This window comes from Pseudochelatococcus lubricantis (genome assembly GCF_042432495.1).
Lineage (GTDB): Bacteria > Pseudomonadota > Alphaproteobacteria > Rhizobiales > Beijerinckiaceae > Pseudochelatococcus > Pseudochelatococcus lubricantis.
This window is the reverse complement of sequence record NZ_JBHLXC010000002.1, coordinates 1,029,633-1,048,807: the sequence shown is the minus strand read 5'-3', so window position 1 is coordinate 1,048,807 and position 19,175 is coordinate 1,029,633. Positions and strand designations below refer to the sequence as shown.

General features: G+C 61.6%; 11 protein-coding genes. 2 read left to right on the top strand and 9 right to left on the bottom strand.

What is annotated here, in order from left to right; genetic code table 11:
* Nucleotides 1-248: 248 nt before the first annotated feature.
* A complete protein-coding gene (locus ACFFJ7_RS07545; RefSeq protein WP_166948511.1) occupies nt 249-1,040 on the bottom strand; it encodes an SIMPL domain-containing protein in 792 nt (263 codons plus the stop codon).
* A 309-nt stretch (nt 1,041-1,349) separates the two neighbouring features.
* On the opposite strand from ACFFJ7_RS07545, the gene ACFFJ7_RS07540 reads away from it, so the two are divergent.
* Entirely contained in the window at nt 1,350-4,052 is a 2,703-nt protein-coding gene (locus ACFFJ7_RS07540) for a bifunctional acetate--CoA ligase family protein/GNAT family N-acetyltransferase (protein ID WP_377591573.1), read from the top strand.
* 534 nt (nt 4,053-4,586) lie between these two features.
* Here the strand turns inward: ACFFJ7_RS07540 and ACFFJ7_RS07535 are convergent.
* The 6 genes from ACFFJ7_RS07535 to ilvC all read right to left on the bottom strand — a co-directional run bounded on the left by ACFFJ7_RS07535 (nt 4,587) and on the right by ilvC (nt 15,547).
* On the bottom strand, nt 4,587-6,530 hold the full coding sequence (locus ACFFJ7_RS07535; protein ID WP_377591570.1) for a hypothetical protein: 1,944 nt from the start codon (nt 6,528-6,530) through the stop codon (nt 4,587-4,589).
* 408 nt (nt 6,531-6,938) lie between these two features.
* Nucleotides 6,939-8,726, bottom strand: coding sequence for a hypothetical protein (locus ACFFJ7_RS07530; RefSeq protein WP_377591568.1), 1,788 nt, complete (start codon nt 8,724-8,726; stop codon nt 6,939-6,941).
* Between the two features lie 437 nt (nt 8,727-9,163).
* Nucleotides 9,164-9,619 carry a hypothetical protein gene (locus tag ACFFJ7_RS07525; RefSeq protein WP_377591566.1) on the bottom strand — a complete coding sequence of 152 codons (456 nt, stop codon included), beginning with the start codon at nt 9,617-9,619 and terminating at the stop codon, nt 9,164-9,166.
* A 281-nt stretch (nt 9,620-9,900) separates the two neighbouring features.
* The gene (locus ACFFJ7_RS07520; RefSeq protein WP_377591564.1) at nt 9,901-11,553 is read right to left on the bottom strand and encodes a hypothetical protein; all 1,653 of its coding nucleotides are present in this window, start codon (nt 11,551-11,553) and stop codon (nt 9,901-9,903) included.
* Nucleotides 11,554-12,342: 789 nt separating this feature from the next.
* The gene (locus ACFFJ7_RS07515; RefSeq protein WP_377591562.1) at nt 12,343-14,034 is read right to left on the bottom strand and encodes a hypothetical protein; all 1,692 of its coding nucleotides are present in this window, start codon (nt 14,032-14,034) and stop codon (nt 12,343-12,345) included.
* A gap of 493 nt (nt 14,035-14,527) precedes the next feature.
* Nucleotides 14,528-15,547, bottom strand: coding sequence for a ketol-acid reductoisomerase (gene ilvC / locus ACFFJ7_RS07510; protein ID WP_166948493.1), 1,020 nt, complete (start codon nt 15,545-15,547; stop codon nt 14,528-14,530).
* Nucleotides 15,548-15,732: 185 nt separating this feature from the next.
* Between ilvC and ACFFJ7_RS07505 the strand changes: the two genes are divergently transcribed.
* The gene (locus ACFFJ7_RS07505) at nt 15,733-16,290 is read left to right on the top strand and encodes a DUF924 family protein (RefSeq protein WP_377591560.1); all 558 of its coding nucleotides are present in this window, start codon (nt 15,733-15,735) and stop codon (nt 16,288-16,290) included.
* A 332-nt stretch (nt 16,291-16,622) separates the two neighbouring features.
* On the opposite strand, the gene ilvN is transcribed toward ACFFJ7_RS07505, so the two are convergent.
* Together ilvN and ACFFJ7_RS07495 are read right to left on the bottom strand one after the other, a co-directional pair.
* A complete protein-coding gene (ilvN, locus tag ACFFJ7_RS07500; RefSeq protein ID WP_166948489.1) occupies nt 16,623-17,156 on the bottom strand; it encodes an acetolactate synthase small subunit in 534 nt (177 codons plus the stop codon).
* A 110-nt stretch (nt 17,157-17,266) separates the two neighbouring features.
* The gene (locus ACFFJ7_RS07495) at nt 17,267-19,027 is read right to left on the bottom strand and encodes an acetolactate synthase 3 large subunit (protein WP_377591558.1); all 1,761 of its coding nucleotides are present in this window, start codon (nt 19,025-19,027) and stop codon (nt 17,267-17,269) included.
* Nucleotides 19,028-19,175 lie beyond the last annotated feature (148 nt).

The window sequence follows — 19,175 nt, the reverse complement described above, 5'->3', positions numbered from 1 at the left end:
CCGCCCGCTGACGGCCGGCACCTGAAACTTTATTGTCTATATCATTTCCATGCGTAACACCATCAGCCCCGGCCTTTGGCCGATGCCGACGCATACCGCACAAACGACGCGCGGACCTGATAAGGAACGAAACGGCACGGACGAACATGACAGCCATGCATGACGATCATGCATTTCGCCGCGCCGCCTGATCCTTTTCATTTGTTGCGCACGTCAACCCGCGCGGGCACGCCGCTCCGTCAGATTGCTCAGTCCGTCAGTTCCCATGTCACCGTGACGGAAGCACGGAATTCCTGCTCGCCGGCTTCGACGGGCACCGGCGCCGCCTTGGCCGAGAACGCATCGGCGCGCGCCGCCTGGAGCTGGAAGGCGCGCGGCTGCGGTCGTCCGAAGGAACCGCCGTCGATGGCGATGACCTTGCCGAGCTTCACACCCGCCGCCTGCGCGAAGATATCCGCCTTGCGCCGCGCATCCTCGACGGCCTGCGCGCGTGCCTTGTCAAGCAGCGGCGCGTCGTCCGCCACGTCGAAGCTGATGCCGCCGATCTGGTTGGAGCCGGTGGCGATGGCCGTGTCGAGAATGCCGCCGAGCTTGCCGAGGTCGCGCACGCGCACCGTCAGCGTGTTGCGCACCTCGTATCCGTCGATACGCGGCGCCTCGCTGCCGCCGTTTTTCGGATAGACGTAGCGCGGCTGCACGGAAAAGCCGTTCGTCGCCAGGTCGCGCTGCTCGATACCCGCCTCCTTGAACGCCGCGACCACTGCGCCGGTTGCCGCCGTGTTCTCCCTCGTCGCGTCGCTCGCGTTCTTGCCCTGTGTCACCACGCCGACAATGACGCTGGCGATGTCCGGCACGGCCTGCACGACGCCCTCGCCGGAAACCGTCAGCACGCGCGGAGGCTCGCTCCGGCCGCCGGCGGTCTGCGCCTTCGCGGCCAGCGGCAGCGCCACGAGCCCCGCGAGCACGCCGCCCGCGAACGCGGCCGCTGCCGCCTGGCGGGCGAATCGACGGCCCGGGGTGAGCTTCTGAGAAAAGGTCATGCGTGCGTTCCTCCTGGAAAAGCGCCTGTACCAGCGCCCGAACGTCCGTTCCGGCGCATCATGATGCAGAAAGATTACCGCGTCATCACGAATGCGGCCATCATGCGCGGCATTCGGGCGGGCATAAGGCGCGCGCCGCGGCCATCCGCCGCCTTTTCCAACCATGCTCCGAATTGCGATATTTCTGCCGCTTTGCTCCGGTTTCTGGAACCCGCTTGCCGGCAAACGGATGCATCGGCAACCAATCCGTGGCATGGATGGCGGCACCAGACCGATGCCCGCTCACCTGCCCCAACCCACGGAACGACGATGAGCACCTACCGCCTCGACCGCCTGCTTGCCCCCCAATCAATTGTCATCGTTGCCGATACGGAAGCCGATGCCAGCCTGGTCTGCAGGATCGCGGGCAATCTCGACGCGAGCCAGTTCTCGGGCAAGCGCGGCTTCGTCGGCCCGCACCCGCCCGCGGCCGTCGACGGCTTCGAGAAGGCCGAAACGCTCGATGCGCTCTCCTTCGTGCCGGATCTCGCCATCGTCGTCTCGCCGCGCGCCGCCGTGCTGAAGCGGGTGCAGGAAGCCGGCGCGCGCGGCGTGAGCGGCGCCGTCATCGTCGCCGACCGGTTTGAGGCAGACACGGACGGCAAGACGCTCTTCGGCGAGATCGAGGCGGCCGCGCGCCGCCACAGCCTGCGGCTGATCGGGCCCAACAGCATAGGCCTCCTCTCTCCCCACGCCCACCTCAACGCCAGCCTCGCCGGCAGCCCAGCCCAGCCGGGCGACCTCGCTCTGATCACGCAGTCCGGCGCACTGGCGGCCGGCGTGATCGAATGGGCGCACCAGCACGATGTCGGCTTCTCGGGCGTCGTCTCCATCGGCGACCAGATCGACGTCGACTTCGGCGACATGCTCGATTATTTCGCGCTGGAGCGGCACACCCGCGCCATCCTGCTCTATGTCGAATCGGTGCAGGACGCGCGCAAGTTCATGTCGGCGGCGCGTCTGGCCGCGCGCGCCAAGCCGGTGGTGGTCATCAAGTCCGGCCGTCACAGGCAGCATCCCCACACGGCGGAGACCCACACTGCGGCGCTCGCCGGGCCGGACGCCGTCTACGACGCCGCCTTCCGCCGCGCCGGCCTGCTGCGCGTCATCGACCTTGACGAGCTGTTCTCCGCCGCCGAAACCCTGGGGCGCGTTCGCCCCTTCCCCGGCAAGCGGCTGGCGATCGTCACCAACGGCGGCGGCATCGCCTCGCTCACCGTGGACCGGCTGATCGACTTCGGTGGCGCCATCGCCTCGCTCTCGCCCGCGACGCTCGAAGCCCTCGACGCCGCCCTGCCGGAGCACTGGTCGCGCACCAACCCGATCGATCTCGGCGGCGACGCGGACGGGCCGCGCTACGTCACCGCCCTCGACCACGTGCTCGCGGACCGCGCGAACGACGGCGTGCTGGTGCTCAACGTGCCGCTCGGCCCCGCCTCCTCGCTCGATGTGGCGCGTGCCGTCGTCGACACGGCCGCCGCCTATCGCCGCCAGCGCCATTCCGCCAAGCCGGTACTGACCGTCTGGTACGGCGACCGGGCGGAAGTGGGCAAGCTGTTCGACGCCGCGCGCATCCCCAACTATTCCAACGAGGCGGAGGCGGTGCGCGGCTTCACGCATCTGGTGCGCTATCGCGAGGCGCTCGGCGAGCTGATGGAGACGCCGCCGAGTCTGCCGGCCGACTTCCAGCCCGACACGCAGGCGGCGCGGGCCGTTGTCGACGAGGTGCTGGCAGCGGGGCGCACGTGGCTCGATCCGCTGGAAGTGGGGCGGCTGTTCGACGCCTACCAGATCCCGATCACGCCGGCGCGGCTTGCGCGCGATGCCGACGACGCGGTTGCCGCCGCCGGGCACTTCTTTGCGGAGGGCCTGCCGGTCGCCGTCAAGATCCTCTCGCCGGATGTGGTGCACAAATCCGACATCGGCGGTGTGCGTCTCAACCTCGCCAACGAGGGCGCGGTGCGCGAGGCGGCGAACGACATTCTGGAACGCGCCGCCCGCCTGCGGCCCGAGGCACGCATCACGGGCCTCACCGTTCATCCGATGATGATCCGCCCCAAGACGCGCGAGCTGATCGCCGGCATCGCGGACGATCCGGTGTTCGGCCCCGTCATTGTGTTCGGGCGCGGCGGCACGGCGGTCGAGGTCATCAACGACAAGGCGCTCGCCCTTCCCCCGCTCGATCTGCGGCTTGCCGAGGACCTCATCGCCCGCACGCGCGTCTCGCGCCGCCTCAAGGCCTATCGCGACGTGCCCGCGGCCGACGAGCAGGCGGTGGCGCTCACGCTCGTCAAGCTGGCGCAGCTGGCCGCCGACCTGCCGGAGGTGCGCGAGATCGACATCAACCCGCTGCTCGCCGATCACACTGGCGTCATCGCCGTCGACGGGCGGGTGAAGGTGGCCGCGACGGCGCACGCGAAGGGCCCGTCCGGTCATCCGCGCTTCGCAATCCGCCCCTATCCGCAGGAATGGGAACGCCGCACCACTCTTTCGGACGGCACGCCGATCCTGCTGCGGCCCGTGCGCCCGGAGGACGAGGAGATGTTCCGCACTTTCCTCACCCGCGTGACGCCGGACGACCTGAGGCTGCGCTTCTTCACGCCGATCAAGGATTTCAGCCATGCCTTCATCGCCCGGCTGACGCAGCTCGACTACGGCCGCGCCATGGCCTTCGTGGCGATCGACGAGGCCTCCGGCGACATGCTGGGCGCGGTGCGCCTGCATGCAGACGCCAACTACGAAGCCGGCGAATACGGCATCATGACCCGCACCGACATGCGCGGCAAGGGGCTTGGTTGGCTGTTGATGACCTCGATCATCGAATACGCGAAGGCCGAGGGTCTCAAGGCCATTGAGGGGCAGGTACTGCGCGAGAACACCATGATGCTCGCCATGTGCGCGCAGCTCGGATTCACCTCGCGCCCCGACCCGGACGACGCGGGCGTGCGGCTGGTCAAGCTGGAGGTGACGTAAAGACGCTTTCCGGCCTGTTCCGATACTTCATGCAGACCGCTGCCAGATACCGGCTGCTGCGAGGCATGTCGTGCCGGCCCCGGGTCACCACCGCACCGCATTCGCCCATGCCCGGAAAGGACAGAACCCGCACGCACCCCGCCCGGCCGATGCAGGCAGCGGGCGAAGTGGGCGCGAAAGCCCGCCCGGAGACAGTTTCAGCAAAAGTGAACGCCGCTTTTGCTGAAATTCTATAAAAACAAAATCATAGGCCGTCGTTGCATTTCAACGAAACGTAGAAATGGGCTGAAAGCGCGCCGGACCGTCATAGCCCGAGAGCGCCTTCCGGTCAGACGGAAATCATCCGGTCGCTAAAAACGCGCTCACCATCGAAGACTCATGGAGCACGATCCGATGTCTTCAGATCGGATCGTGCCCTGGCGCGTCAAACCGAAAAACGGTACCTTTTGGGTTGGATTTGATGCAGGAAACCAACGGATAGAGCGGCGGCACGCTTCCGGTTTCACGTCCGCCGCGCTGCAGCAGCGTCGCGCCTTATCCCTGCTTGGAATTCAGCGTATCGTTGACGAGGTTGCACATCTCGTAGAGGGCATTGATATTGCCGCTCAGCGTTTCCTGCTGAACCTCCTTGTAGGCCTTTTCATCGGCTCCTTGCATACCGGCGGGCGGTTTCGCCGGCATCCAGTGGGCAAGGTTGACGTGCGTCAGCGTCGGCATGTCGTTTTCCTTCCCCGGGAACACGACCTTGTATCGGGAGTTGATGAAGGCATCCTTGGAGGCCTTGAAGTGCTCTATGCGCGCCTTGATATCGTCCCGCATATAAAGGAGCTGGTTGACGGAAAGCCTGGAAAGATTGTCCTTCATGATGACGTCGGTCTTGGCAGCGGCATCGACCGCATCGCCCAGTTTACCGACACCGCTCGAGATGGTGATGTTCGCCGCCGGCGCCGTTACAGGCCGCGTCGATATGACATGAAGGAGTTTTCCGTCCCGCGCCCTGGCCACCTCGTCATTCCGCCAGAAAGCCTTGAAACCCTCCCATATGCCCCCCAGGCCACCGGTGACCCGCGTATTCTTCGCGCGTCCCCAGTCGCCGCCATTGACCTGGGCCTCAATCCGGCTGGCGAGGATATTTCCCGCCCTCAGGTCGACCGCATTGCCGGAAATCTTTTGCCCCGTGTTGTTGTAAGATGGATTTTTCAGGATGACGAACTTGTGTGTGTTGTCGTCATTGTCGTCATATTCGCCGACGGCATAGGCATTCATATCGTCGGTCGGGCCATTGTCGAAATACGACTTGAGAGACCGTGCGATCCTGTCCTCATCGTATTTTTCCAGCAGGAGCCGCTTCTCCTTGAAACGATCCCCGGCCTCCACCGTGCCGAGGAACTCCTCGACATGTTCGAGATTCCCGGCGCGATCGGGATTTGCCTGCTCCGCATAGGCGCGATAAGCTTCCAGCAGCCCCCGATAGGCGATGCCGGCTTCATACCTCGCCATTTCGGCCCCCTTGCCACCGAACTTGATGCAAAGCGGTGTGCCGTCAATCAGCAGCTGCTTCTCCTGATTGAACCTCGGCGTGCCGGCGAGCTTATTTTTCAGTTTTTTCGCCATCCTGCCGGGACCGCTCAAAGATTCCAGAAGGTCCTTGACAGCGAGCAGACTGACCGGCTTTCCATCCCCTCCGGGGAGGTCTTCCCAGTGGAACAAGATCTTGTACGCCGGACGGGAGGAAGCATTGATTTCTTCGCTGCCGGCCCGCGGCCTGGAGGCCGCCCCTGCAGCTGCTGTCGGCTCCCCGGTCTGCGCCGGCGACACCGCCGGCATAACCGGCAACTCGTCGTCACCGTGAGACGGCTCACCACTATCAGGAAGCCGCGGCTGCGGACGGGAGGGCCCCACAAGACTCAAATCGCCGCCGCCGCGGACGCCGGGATGCCCCCGAACGGAATCGCTGGCAGTACGATTGAGCAATCCAGAATGCGAAACATTCACGTCCTCGGAAAACGACTGCGACGGAATGCCCTCACCCGGCGTCCGCCGGCCCTCTATGCCCGCCTGAACGCACACATCCTTCATCGCAACGGCATCCTGCTGCAACGGCTCACCCTGGGGGCCTGCCTGCGTGGCCTCCCCCCTTGTCTCGGTAGCCTGCCGCAACATCGCTATCATCGCCGCGGACTGCGCATCGATCTTAGCTAGCAGCTGCTGATACTCCCGATCCAGTTTTGCGAAGAGTTTTTCACCGGCGGCCTGCCGGGCCTTCCACCCCTGAAGCCCCCTCCCGCCATTCGCGGCATCGAGAACACCGTCAGCCGCGCGCGGCGATGCGGGTTGCGAGAGCGTCGCCCCGCCCTTTCTTTTCGTGAAGAAAGTGCCCGAATGCCGAACCTGAACGGACGTCTTGTCTTCGGCAAATTCGGAAAGAGAAACAGGAATAGAAATATGACTAACAGGAGAAAGAGGAGGTGTGATCATCTCAATAACCTTTCAAGCAATAAATGGCCAACATTAATGGCGATCCATTCAGCATCATAAACCTGTATATAAATTTTTATTTCGACCAACGGCAGCGATCCCAAAGCCACGAAACAAAGATGCGCCGCTGTTCAACGTCCTTGAAGAAAATCATAATACGACATTTTTGACGTGTATCTTGCTTAAATCAAGACACCTTTGTCTCAGCATCGACTCCGCCGGCAGGCTCCGTTAACGGGCCGCCGGAGGACAATCTTCGTCCGCTGGCGCGGCGGACAGAACCCTGGAACAGGCCGCCGCACCGCTCCTCGTTCAGGTAGCCGATGTATCCGGATCGCAGACCCGTTTCCGGTTCGACGCTTCGGCAAAACAGCCGGGCCGTCACGGCTTGCCGACGGCCCTGTCCTCTCACGACCGGGAGTTCAATACCCCGTTGACAAGGCCGAGCATTTCCTCGAGAGCGCCGATGTTGCCCTTCAGCACTTCCACCCGGACAGTCTTGTAGGCCTCCGAGAGGCCCCTCCAGGTATCGCCGGGCGCCGGCGGCATCCACCGGGCAGGGTTGATGTGCGCCAGCAGCGGCATGTCGTCTGCGTCGGCCGGGAACACGATCCTGTATACGGCGCCGATGAACGCATCTCCGGAGGCCTCGAGGTGCTTCTTGCGTGCCTCGATACTCTCCCGCAGATAACTGAGCTGGCTGGTAGAAAGCCCGGACAGGTTCTTCTTCATGACGGCATCGGCACTGGCCGCATCGCCGGGGCCGCTCGCAGTGACGGCGTTCGCTCCCGGCGGCGGCGTAACGTGAAGATACTTTCCGTCGCCTATCCTCGCCACGCCATCGCCCCCTACGGATACCCCGATACCCGCTATCATGCCAGCAGTCCGCGCCTTCACCACGCTCTCCAGGTCGCCGTTGAGGACCACGGCCTCGACATCGCTCGCGAGAACGTCCCCCGCCCGCAAATCGACCACGTTGCCCTTGATTCCCCGCCCGTTGTTATCGAAGGAAGGATTTTTCAGGATGGCGAACCCGTTCGCCTTGCCTTCCGCATCCTCGTATTCGCCGACGGCATAGGCGTTCAGCTCGTCGGCCGGGCCATTATCGAAATACGCCTTGAGAGACCACACGAGCGTATCCTCAGCATACCTCTCAAGTAGAAATTTCTTTGCCTCAAAATTATTACAGGCCATCAGCCCGTCAAGAAATTTCTTGATATGGCAAGCTTCTCCGAACAGACGAGGATCTGTATCCATACCAATTACTTTATATGTGTGAAGCAATTTCTGATACGCAAGACTGATTTTATACCTCATTATCTCACGCGGACAGCCAAATTTGATACAGATCGGCGTATCGTCGATCAGCAGCAGTTTCTCCCTGTCGGGTCCGATCTCCTCAACGCGCGCCCCGCCGAACATGCCCCTCAGCCGACCCACGATTTCGTTGAGATTGTCCGCACCTTTCAAACAGTCCGCGAGCTTTTCCGGAGAAAGAACCTTTCCATTGACATAGAGTGAGGAGTACGGCCCCGTATCCCGCCCGCGACATTCGTCCCAGCCGTACAAAGACTTGTATGCCGGGCCAGACTGACGGATCGGATGCGTAGCCTTCGCGATTTTCCCCGCCTCCACGCCGCCGATACCGGCCTGCGGAAATAGCACCGGAGGCTCATCGGGCACTTCGTCGGCAGGCACGGGCGGCGCATCGGCGACGACCGTCTGCACGGACGTTTCCTTCAACTCGGGACGCAGTGGCGGAACATCGGCGGCGACCGTCTGCGCGGACGTTTCCTTCAGCTCGGGACGCCGCGGCGGAACATCGGCGGCGACCGTCTGCGCGGACGTTTCCTTCAGCTCGGGACGCCGCGGCGGATCGCCGGCGACGACCGTCTGCACGGATATTTCCTTCAGCTCAGGACGCGGCGGCGGAACATCGGCGGCAAGCGTCCGCGACGGCAATTCCTTCGTTGCAGGTTTCTCCTGTCGTATATGCTGCAGCAATAGCGTCATAGACCTGAGGTAATATGCATCAGCATATTTGATCATATGACTGTAAGTCTGCCTGATGCCGTTGATGAGATCCTCATCAGCCCGCAAACGGACGGTCCGGCCCTGAAGCTCCCTGCCGTTGCTCGCCGCATACAGAACACCGCTCGCCGCGCGCGCCGGCAATCGCTGCCCGACATCATCCACGCCACCGCCCCTGACAGCGCCGCCCGGGCACGGCCCTCCGTCTTCGGCAGGGTTAGGATTGAAAGGAAACTGAACAGAAGCAACAGGAGAATAAATCATAGTCATTTCAATGACCTTCTGAATAATTAATAACAAACACTAACGGCACAACAGATATCATCACAAATTTTTATGCAGCATCAGGCTGCGGCAAACGGCGTCCTGCAAAACACAAAAAAAGACATGTCAGCGATCAGCATTATCAAAGCAACACACACTACGGCGTCAGTATCATCATATACTGCGCGCTACAAGTCATATTCGTCACAATTCCGTCGTTTCTGCTTGCGTCGCCCATGAAAATGGGAAACGCGGGGGCGAGGCGCTCGCCCCCGCCGCCGGCGCCCGATCAAATCGAACAAAGACTTGTACGCCGTGCCGGGCGGCGCCCTGGCACCTCAACTGCGGGTTCGGGGAACCGGTCCTGCGGTCTTCTCGTCATCCCCGGCGGGTGTATCAATACTGATGACGTCCGCCAGAGGCCTACCCGACGAAAAATCCCATTTCATTTTCATCCGCGCGAGCGCAACGCCGTCCTGCTCGCATTCCTCGTCTGAAACAAGCGGCTCCGCTTCGTCGGGAAGCGGCTGCAATCGCGCCGCAACGGCCTCGGACTGCATGGCAACATTCTCACCGACAGCCCAACTGACCGTCCGCCCCTGAAGCTCCCCGCCACCCCTTGCCGCATCGAGAATGCCGGCGGCCGCATGCGTTTGCAGCCGCTGCATGAGCCCGGCGATGCCGCTGCCCGCGATCGGACCGTCGGGCGACCGAGCCTGGCCCTGCGCCCCGGGTGCGCCCAGTTCCTGAATGGCAGGCAGAGGAGCCGCAAAAGAAATCTGAGATATAGCCATGTCAGATACCCTTCAAGTGTTTGATAGTCCATCAAGACAACCAATAATATATAATAAAATTCATATAAATAAAAAAGTTAACATTTAATTCAAATATAAAAACAACAATAAAATAAAAATTTTTATCATCTTTGAAATTATTTACATGGAATTATTATCAAAATATCTTTCGTATAACAAGAAATATATTTCACAATTCTGCCTTTCGCTGTCGTGCCTTCCATAAGAGAGGGCCGCCGACGGGCGGCCCTCGTCCGTTTTCGAAATGGCTGGAGCGCGGCTTATCCCGCCTGGGATTGCAGCGTGTCGTTAACCAGGCCGAGCATCTCGTCGAGGGCTTTCACGTTGTCGGCCTGCACTTCCTGCTGGATCTCCGTGTAGGCCTTCGCATCAGCCTTTGAAAGACCGGCCGGCGGCTTCGCCGGCATCCAGCAGGCAAAGTTGAGATGTGTCAGCGTCGGCATGTCGCTGGCCCGACTCGGGAACACGATCCTGTATCCGGAGTCGAGGAAGGCGTCTCCGGAGGCCTCGAAGAGCTTCTTACGCGCCCCGATATCGTCCCGCAGGTATTGGAGCTGGTTGCGGGAAAGCCTGGAAAGATTCTCCTTCATGATGGCGGAGGTATCGTCGTCCATAGCGGCATCTGGCCCCGCCAACGGCGGCACAACGTGAAGGTGCTTTCCGCCCGCCCTCCGGACCATGCCGTCGTGTTGCAGGGAAACTCTTACGCCTGCCGGCGAGCCGCCCTGATCGTCATTGGCCTGAACATCGATCCAGCAGGCGATGATTCCGCCCGCCTGCAGATCGACGGCGTTGCCGCCGATCTTCCGCCCATAGTTATCGTAGCGGGGGTTTTTAAGGATGACGAACCTGTTGGCGCTGCCCGCGACATCCTCGTATTCGCCGACACTCCAGGCGTTCACTTCGTCGGCGGGGCCGTGATCGAAATACGCCTTCAAAGTCCGCACGATCGTGTCCGCGTCATATCTCTCCAGCAGGAATTGCTTTTCCATGAATGGAATGGTCTTATCCGCAATCCCGTCGAAAGACGACTTGATATCGTCAAGCTCTCCCGCGTTCTCGTGCCCCGAAAGCAGACGACGCGCCTCATGGTGCTCCAGAAGCTTCCTGTAGGCGATGCCGGTTTTATATTTCGCTACTTCGGTCTCGCTGCAGCCGAACTTGATGCAGATCGGCGTGCCTTCGATCAGCAGGACCGGCTCTCTTTCCGGCCCCAGCGTCTCTGTGCGTATCTCGCCGAACCCGTTGATCAGTTCGTGGTCACCCCTCGTCAGTCTATCCACCACTCCCTCGAGATCACGCGCTTTCAGCAGGAGGCTCGCGAGGACGTTCGTATTGAATCTTCCTCCATTGACAGTGAGACTGGGAATCACCTCACCCCCGATGGCGCGAACCGCGCCAAGAACGCCGAGCCCCAGCGGCCGGCCATTCGGCCCGCGGCACTCATCCCAGTGGAGCAAGGACTTGTACGCCGGGACGAGCGGCTCATCGACATCGCCGACGGGCTGGGGAACCGGCCTGGCGGCGCCAACCCCCTCGGTTGCCCTGGCCTGAACCCCGCCGGGCATCTGCGCAGGCGCACGGTTTGCGAAAGGCGCCATCGTAGAATAGTCCCATTTCGCTTTCATCAGCGCGGGTACGGCATCAGCTGGAATGAACATGTCGTAAGGCGGCGGAGCGCTGGCAGCCTCATCCGGAAAGCCCGGATTCTCTCCGGCAGCAGGCGACGCGAATGACGCCACGCCAACGGCGGGCGGCCGCGCCGGCGAAGCCTCGCGTTGCTGCCGCGCGGCTCCGTCACCTGTCTGTATGACCGGCTTCCTCGCGGCGAGAATCTTCTGCCGCTCCGACACGTAACCCTCGACCTCCGTCTGTGAAAGCGCCTCTTCCGCTGCAAGATCCTGCTGCTGCATCGACGCCGTAACGCCTTCGGGTCGCCCTGCGATTGTCGGGTTCGGCTGCTTGCCGTTCGGTCCGAGATCCTCGGCAGACCCTTCCTCGCGACCCGCGCGGACAGCCCGGCCGGAAAGCTCCCTGCCGCCGCCCGCCGCGTCGAGAACGCCGGCCGCCGCGCGCGCAGGCATACGCTGCGTCAGCAGCACGTCCACGCCGCCGTTTGTGTCCTGACCGCCGGGACCAGTCGCCTCTTCCTCGTCAAGCTGCGGGTCAGCGGGCAGGGAAGCAAAAGAAACGGAATAAATAGTCATCTCAATAACCTCTCGAATAATGCACAACCAACCTGAATATCGTCTCGGACGACATCAAATTTGTATAGAGCGCCGCGTGGGGGCCAGAATCTGTTTTGTTTACGTTGAAACAGGACAGATTCCAGGTTCCTTATCTTGAGCGAATTCTGGTCGATCATATGATTCCATATGATCGGAACGCGCTCTAACGGCCACCCTCCCTCCAGACAAAAAACAAAGACGCACCATCCGATCGGCACCATCGATCCGACGTTCGATGTGTCGTTTTATCATTATATGTCGCGAAATAAAGTCATATTTGTCACAGCCTGGCCTGCTTTCAGGCCGGGCTGGCCACAAAAAGGGCAATCGCGGACTGCCCTCATCCGCCACCGGAATGGGCCGGAGCGTGGCCTGTAGCATTTCGACATTTCATTGAAACGCCGAAATGCTATAAGTTTTTGATATTACATGTTTTCTTCACGAAAACCGGTATCCGCTTTGCTTGAAAACGCTTTATTGCGCCCGGGATTTCAGCGCATCGTCGACGAAGCGGAGCATTTCGCAGAGTCCCATCATCTGTCCGGTGGCCGCTTCCGCGTGATGCAGCTGGTAGTTTCGCGCATCGGCTTCTGAAAGATTGGCGGGCGGCTTCGACGGCATCCAGCGTGTGACATTGACGTGCGCCACCGTGGGCATATCGTCTTTGTTTGTCGGAAACACGATCCTGTATCCGGAGCCGACGAAAACGTCCTCGGCTATAGCGATTTTATCTATACACGCCCAGATACTGTCATGTAGATAGCTGAGCTGGCTGGCGGAAAGCCGGGAGAGATGCGCCTTCATGATGCTTTTGGTATAGGTCTCGGCGCCCGGATCATTCTCAGCCGCCGGCTGCGGCATGGGCACAACATGAAGTACTCTGCTGCCCAATGTCCTGGCCGCGCCATCGTTTTCTACGCAGACCTCGATACCCGCGATCTTGCCGGCAGCCTGTGCGTTCTCGATGCGTTTATTGTCACCGCCGTTGACCTGGGCTTCGATCCGGCTTGCAAGGACGTGCCCGACCATCAGATTGACCGCATCGCCGGAGACCTTCCGCCCCCGGTTATCATAGGAAGGGTTTTTCAGGATGACGAACCTGTTTATCGCGCCTGCCGCATCCTTGTATTCTCCGATAGCGTAGGCATTCATCTCATCGGACGGCCCGTGTTTAAGATATGCTCTAAGAGATTCAGCAATAATTTTATCGGCATATATATTATACAGTATCCGCGTCTCCTCAAGGAGAGGACCGGATTTTATACTGTCGATGAATGCCATGATACGGTCGATTTTCCCGACCTCATCAGGTTCCATGTTTCCGCAAGACAGTTGATAGTTGTTCAGCAGCCGCCGATAGGCGAGGCCGACGTCGTACCTCGCCAGTTCGTTGCCGCTGCCAAACTTGATGGCGATAGGCGTGCCACTGATCAGCACCAGCTTCTCCCTGTCGGGCCCGATCGTCTCCAGGCGCACCTTGCGGAACTGCGCCTCCAGCCGTTCCGCGACTTCGTCCAGATTTCTCGCGCCTTCCAGCAAGCGCGCGAGAGTGCGCGGAGCAAGCTCCTGCCCGTTGACAAGGAGCGGATAGAGGGGTTCCTCTTTCGCCCCCCTGAGGCTCTCCGCGTTCCCGCTGAGCATCTCTCCATGTCGTCCACGGCACTCATTCCAATTGAACAGGGACTTGTACGCCGGGCCGGACAACGCATGGACATCGGCACCCTCACCTGGCGCCCACACCTCGGCGGCGGCCGTCTGGATGCACACATCCCTTGTCACAGGACGCGCCTGCTGCCGCAGCGGCATCTTCCCCATGGCAGTCTGTGTTGACACTTCCGTTGTCCTGACGTTGTCGAACCGCCTCAACAACGCCGTAGCGCTCGCGAACTGTGTCTCGATCAGTTTACCCAGCTGCTTGTAATCTTGCCCGATTCTTTCACAATCCTGCTCAATTCTAACGAGATCCTCCTCATAGGGGGACCGCCGGATCGCACGGCCCTGAAGCTCTCTGCCGCCGCTCGCCGCGTCGAGAATGCCGCCCGCCGCGTGTACCGGCGGCCGAAACGTGAGCCCGGCCATGCCGCCGGGGCCCTGCGCCCCTTCATAGACCAGCGTCGGGATAACGGGTGGAAGAGCAGCAGTAGAAGGAACAGGAAGCATGCTCATATCAATAACCTTCCGAATAATGGATAATAAGCCTGAATATTGCTTCAGCCGCCATCGCAGCTTGTATGGAGATCAGCAGGAAAGCTGACGAAAGCGCCCTGCAAAACGAAAACAAAGAAGTGCTGGAGTGGCGGACGTAGAGCGGGAATTGCACGGCCACGCCACCTATTTAGTTTCGCATCAAATTTATCCAGAAACGGCAGTCGTTCCGCGATTCGATGCACCGTCGATCGGCACCATCGGAACAATGCGCAACATGGCGTTCTTATCGCCATATCTTGCGGATAACAAGCCGTTTATGTCTTGTTCCAACCTACCTTCGCCCGGCCATAAAAAAGGGCCGCCCCGGGGCGGCCCTCGTTCACCATCCAGACGGCGCGCTCTAAAGCGTTTTCAAGCAAAGCGGATACCGGTTTGCGTGAAGAAAGCGCGTAATATCAAAAACTTATAGCATTTCGGCGTTTCAATGAAATGTCGAAATGCTATAGGCGCGTCAGTTCTTCGTCTTGTCGACGAGCGCCTTTTCCTGAATCCAAGGCATCATCGCGCGCAGCTTCGCGCCCACTTCCTCGATGGGGTGGGCGTTGTTGCGGGCACGGGTGGCCTTGAACGACGTCTGGTTGACCTTGTTCTCCAGCATCCAGTCGCGCGTGAACTTGCCGGACTGGATGTCCGTGAGCACGCGCTTCATCTCAGCCTTGGTCTCGGGCGTGATGATGCGCGGGCCGGTGACATACTCGCCGTATTCCGCCGTGTTCGAGATGGAGTAGTTCATGTTGGCGATGCCGCCCTCATAGATGAGGTCGACGATGAGCTTCGTCTCGTGCAGGCACTCGAAATAGGCCATCTCGGGCGCATAGCCGGCTTCCACCAGCGTCTCGAAGCCGGCGCGGATCAGCTCCACGAGGCCGCCGCACAGCACCACCTGCTCGCCGAAGAGGTCGGTCTCGCACTCTTCCTTGAACGTGGTTTCGATGATGCCGGCGCGCCCGCCGCCGTTGGCCGAGGCGTAGGAGAGCGCGATGTCGTGGGCGTTGCCCGTCGCGTCCTGGGCGATGGCGATCAGCGTCGGCACGCCGCCGCCGCGCACGTATTCGGAACGCACGGTGTGGCCGGGGCCCTTGGGCGCCACCATCAGCACGTCGAGATCCTTGCGCGGCTCGATCAGGTTGAAGTGGACGTTCAGGCCGTGCGCGAAGAGGAGCGCCGCACCCTCGCGCAGGTTGCCGCGCAGGCTCTCGTTGTAGATGTCGGCCTGGAGTTCGTCGGGGGTCAACAGCATGACGACGTCGGCCCACTTGGCGGCCTCTGCCGGCGCCAGCACCTTGAGGCCCTCGGCCTCGGCCTTCTTCACGCTGGACGAATCCGGACGAAGTCCGACCGCGATGTCCTTCACGCCGGAATCGCGCAGGTTGAGCGCATGGGCATGACCCTGGCTGCCATAACCGATGATCGCGACCTTCTTCCCCTTGATGAGATTGATGTCCGCGTCACGATCGTAATAAACACGCATAAGATGCCCTTTCCCTGGCAATATCGTTGTGGCCGAGACGCCACGCACGGTTACTTTCTTCCCCGCCTTGCTGATAATGAGCGAATGGCGGGACGGTCAAGCGGATTTCCGGCCCGCGCCATGAAAGCGCGATACGGATCCTGTATACTGTCACGGCATCACAACGACCTGGCGGAGGAAATGCCATGACGGAAGCTGTCGAAACGGTCCTCGAATTCTGGCGCGAGGCCGGACCGTCCCTGTGGTTCGCGCACGACGAGGCTTTCGATGAGGCCGTGCGCGAACGCTTTCTCGCGCTTTACGAGACCTTCACGGACAACGATCATATCCGCGACCATCGCCATCCTTGGGAGGCGACGGCGGACGGTGCGCTGGCGCTCACCATCGTGCTCGACCAGTTTCCCCGCCAGATGTTCCGCGGCACGGCGCGGGCCTTCACGGCCGATCCGCTGGCACTCGCCGTGGCACGGCGCGCGCTCGACGCGGGATACGACCAGCTGGTGGCGCCCGATCTGCGCGGCTTTTTCTATCTGCCGTTCATGCATTCCGAAAACCTCGCCGACCAGGACCGCTGCGTTGCGCTCTATGAAGCGCTCGGCAATGAGGAAGGACTGAAATACGCGCACATCCACCGCGACTGCATCGCCCGCTTCGGCCGCTTTCCCCACCGCAACCCGATGCTGGGGCGCGAGACGACGCCCGATGAACAGGCGTATCTCGACGGCGGCGGTTTCAAGGGCTAGAGTTTTTCTCATTTTGATTGACGCAAAAAGCTGAAAAACTCTTGAGCCCACGCGGCGCTTGAACGTTGGAAAACGACGTTTTCAGCCAGAGAGAAACGTCGGCGTGCTTCCGTTTCCAGCGGAAGCACGCTAGAGCATTTTTCAATCACTCGTGATCGCCAAATGCTCTGCGATTCTTTCATTCAAGCGCTTTCAAGCCGAGTGGATACTATTTTCCGTGAAGAAAGCGCGCAATATCAATAACTTATAGCATTTCGGCGTTTCAATGAAATGTCGAAATGCTATAAGCGAATTCTTATCGATCAGATGATTCCATCTGATCGATAAGCGCTCTAGAGCGGTTCCGCGCCCCGGCTGAGCGCCGCGATGCCGGTCCGCGACACTTCCACGAGGCCGCAATCGGTCATCAGGCTGATGAACCGCTCGGCCTCGTCGGACGCCCCGGTGAACTCGAAGATGAACGACTTCAACGTCGCGTCGACCGTCTTCGCCCCGAACGCCTGCGCCAGCCGCAGCGCCTCAAGGCGATGCTCACCCTGCCCCACGACCTTGAGCAGCACGAGTTCGCGCTCCACCGCCTCGCCCTCGACGGTCAGGTCCGTCACCCGGTGAACGGGCACGAGGCGCGAGAGTTGCGCCTTGATCTGCTCGATGACAGCGCGCGTCCCCCCCGTGACGATGGTGATGCGCGACAGATGCGCCTCGTGCTGCGTCTCGGAAACGGTGAGGCTTTCGATATTGTAGCCGCGCCCGGAGAACAGGCCCGCGATGCGCGCCAGCACGCCCGGCTCGTTGTCGACGATGACAGCAAGCGTGTGGCGGAATTCAGGGGTCGGCGGCGGTGCGTCGGAATAGATCGATGACATGGAAAGGGTTCCGCGGGATGACGTGCCGGTGGGTGAAGATTGCAGCAGTGAAGGCGAAAAGTGTTTCATGACGGTTACCAGTTCTGCCCGGTGTTACGGCGGCGGCGCCGTCACACCAGCGCCTTGCCCTTGTCGTCGATGACGGAGCCGATGTCCGTCGCCGCGTCGCCCAGCAGGATTTCGTTGTGCGCCTTGCCGGAAGGGATCATCGGGAAGCAGTTTTCGGCCGGGTCCACAATGCAATCGAAGATCACCGCGCGCGGCGCGTCGAGCATCTGGGTGATTGCGGCGTCGAGATCCTCCGCCTTGTCGCAGCGAATGCCGATTGCGCCATAGGCCTCGGCGAGCTTGACGAAATCAGGCAATGCGTCGGAATAGCTTTCCGAATAGCGCCCGCCGTGCAGCAGCTCCTGCCATTGGCGCACCATGCCCATGTATTCGTTGTTCAGGATGAAGATCTTCACCGGCAGCCTGTATTGCAGCGCGGTGGACATCTCCTGAATGTTCATCTGGATCGAGGCCTCGCCCGCCACGTCGATAACAAGTGCGTCCGGATGGGCGATCTGCGCGCCGATAGCCGCCGGCAGGCCGTAGCCCATGGTGCCGAGCCCGCCGGACGTGAGCCAGCGGTTCGGCTCCTCGAAGTGCAGGAACTGCGCCGCCCACATCTGATGCTGACCGACTTCGGTCGTGATGTAACGGTCGCGGCCGCGCGTCAGCGCCTCCAGCCGCTCCAGCGCATACTGCGGCTTGATGAAGCGGCCGTCAGCGCGGTAGGCGAGGCAGTTGCGGCCGCGCCAGCGGGCGATGTCCGCCCACCAGGGCGCATAACGCTGCCTGTCGATGGCGGGTGCCGTCTCCTTCCACACGCGCACCATCTCGCGCAGCACGTGGGCGCAGTCGCCGACGATGCCGATGTCGATCTTCACCGTCTTGTTGATGGACGAGGGATCGATGTCGATATGGATCTTGCGCGCGTGCGGCGCGAAGGCGTCGAGCCGCCCGGTGATGCGGTCGTCGAAACGCGCGCCGACCGCGATGATCAGGTCGGCGTCGTGCATGGCGAGATTCGCCTCATACGTGCCGTGCATTCCGAGCATGCCGAGGAACTGCGGGCTGGATGCGGGGAAAGCGCCGAGCCCCATCAGCGTGGAGGTGACGGGGAAGCCGGTGAGGCGTGCCAGTTCCCGCAGCAGGGCCGAGGCCTCCGGCCCGGCGTTGATCACGCCGCCGCCGGTGTAGAAGACGGGCCGTTGCGCGCGCGTCATCAGCTCCACAGCCGCGTTGATGCGCACCGGATCGCCCTGCACCGCGGGCCGGTAGGTCTTGTGCTGGTTGTCGGCGAGCCGCACGTAGGCGCCGGCCTCGAACTGGATGTTCTTCGGAATGTCCACAACCACCGGGCCGGGCCGGCCGTGGCTCGCCACATAGAACGCCTCGTGCAGGATGCGCGGCAGGTCGGCGATGTCCTTCACCAGATAGTTGTGCTTCGTGCAGTGGCGGGTGATGCCGACCGTATCCGCCTCCTGGAAGGCGTCGGAGCCGATGAGATAGGTCGGCACCTGCCCCGTGATGACGACGAGCGGGATCGAGTCCATCATGGCGTCGGTGAGGCCGGTAACCGCGTTCGTCGCGCCCGGGCCGGAGGTCACGAGCACGCAGCCCACCTTGCCGGACGAGCGCGCGTAGCCCTCCGCCGCGTGCACGGCGGCCTGCTCGTGGCGGACGAGGATATGGCGGACCTTGTCCTGATGAAACAGCGCGTCGTAGATCGGCAGGACAGCGCCGCCCGGATAGCCGAAAACATGCTCGACGCCCTGATCCTGGAGCGCCCGTATCACCATTTCGGCGCCGGTTATCGTTTCACTCATCGCCTTAGACTCCGTTACTTCCTGCCGTCGCTGCGGCATTCTCCCGTTTCCGATGCGGTGGCGATCCGTTTCAGGCAACAAAAAAGGGCCCCGAAGGACCCTTGTGCGCCATCAGCCGGATCAGCGGGTTATTCCCGCTCCGTCGATG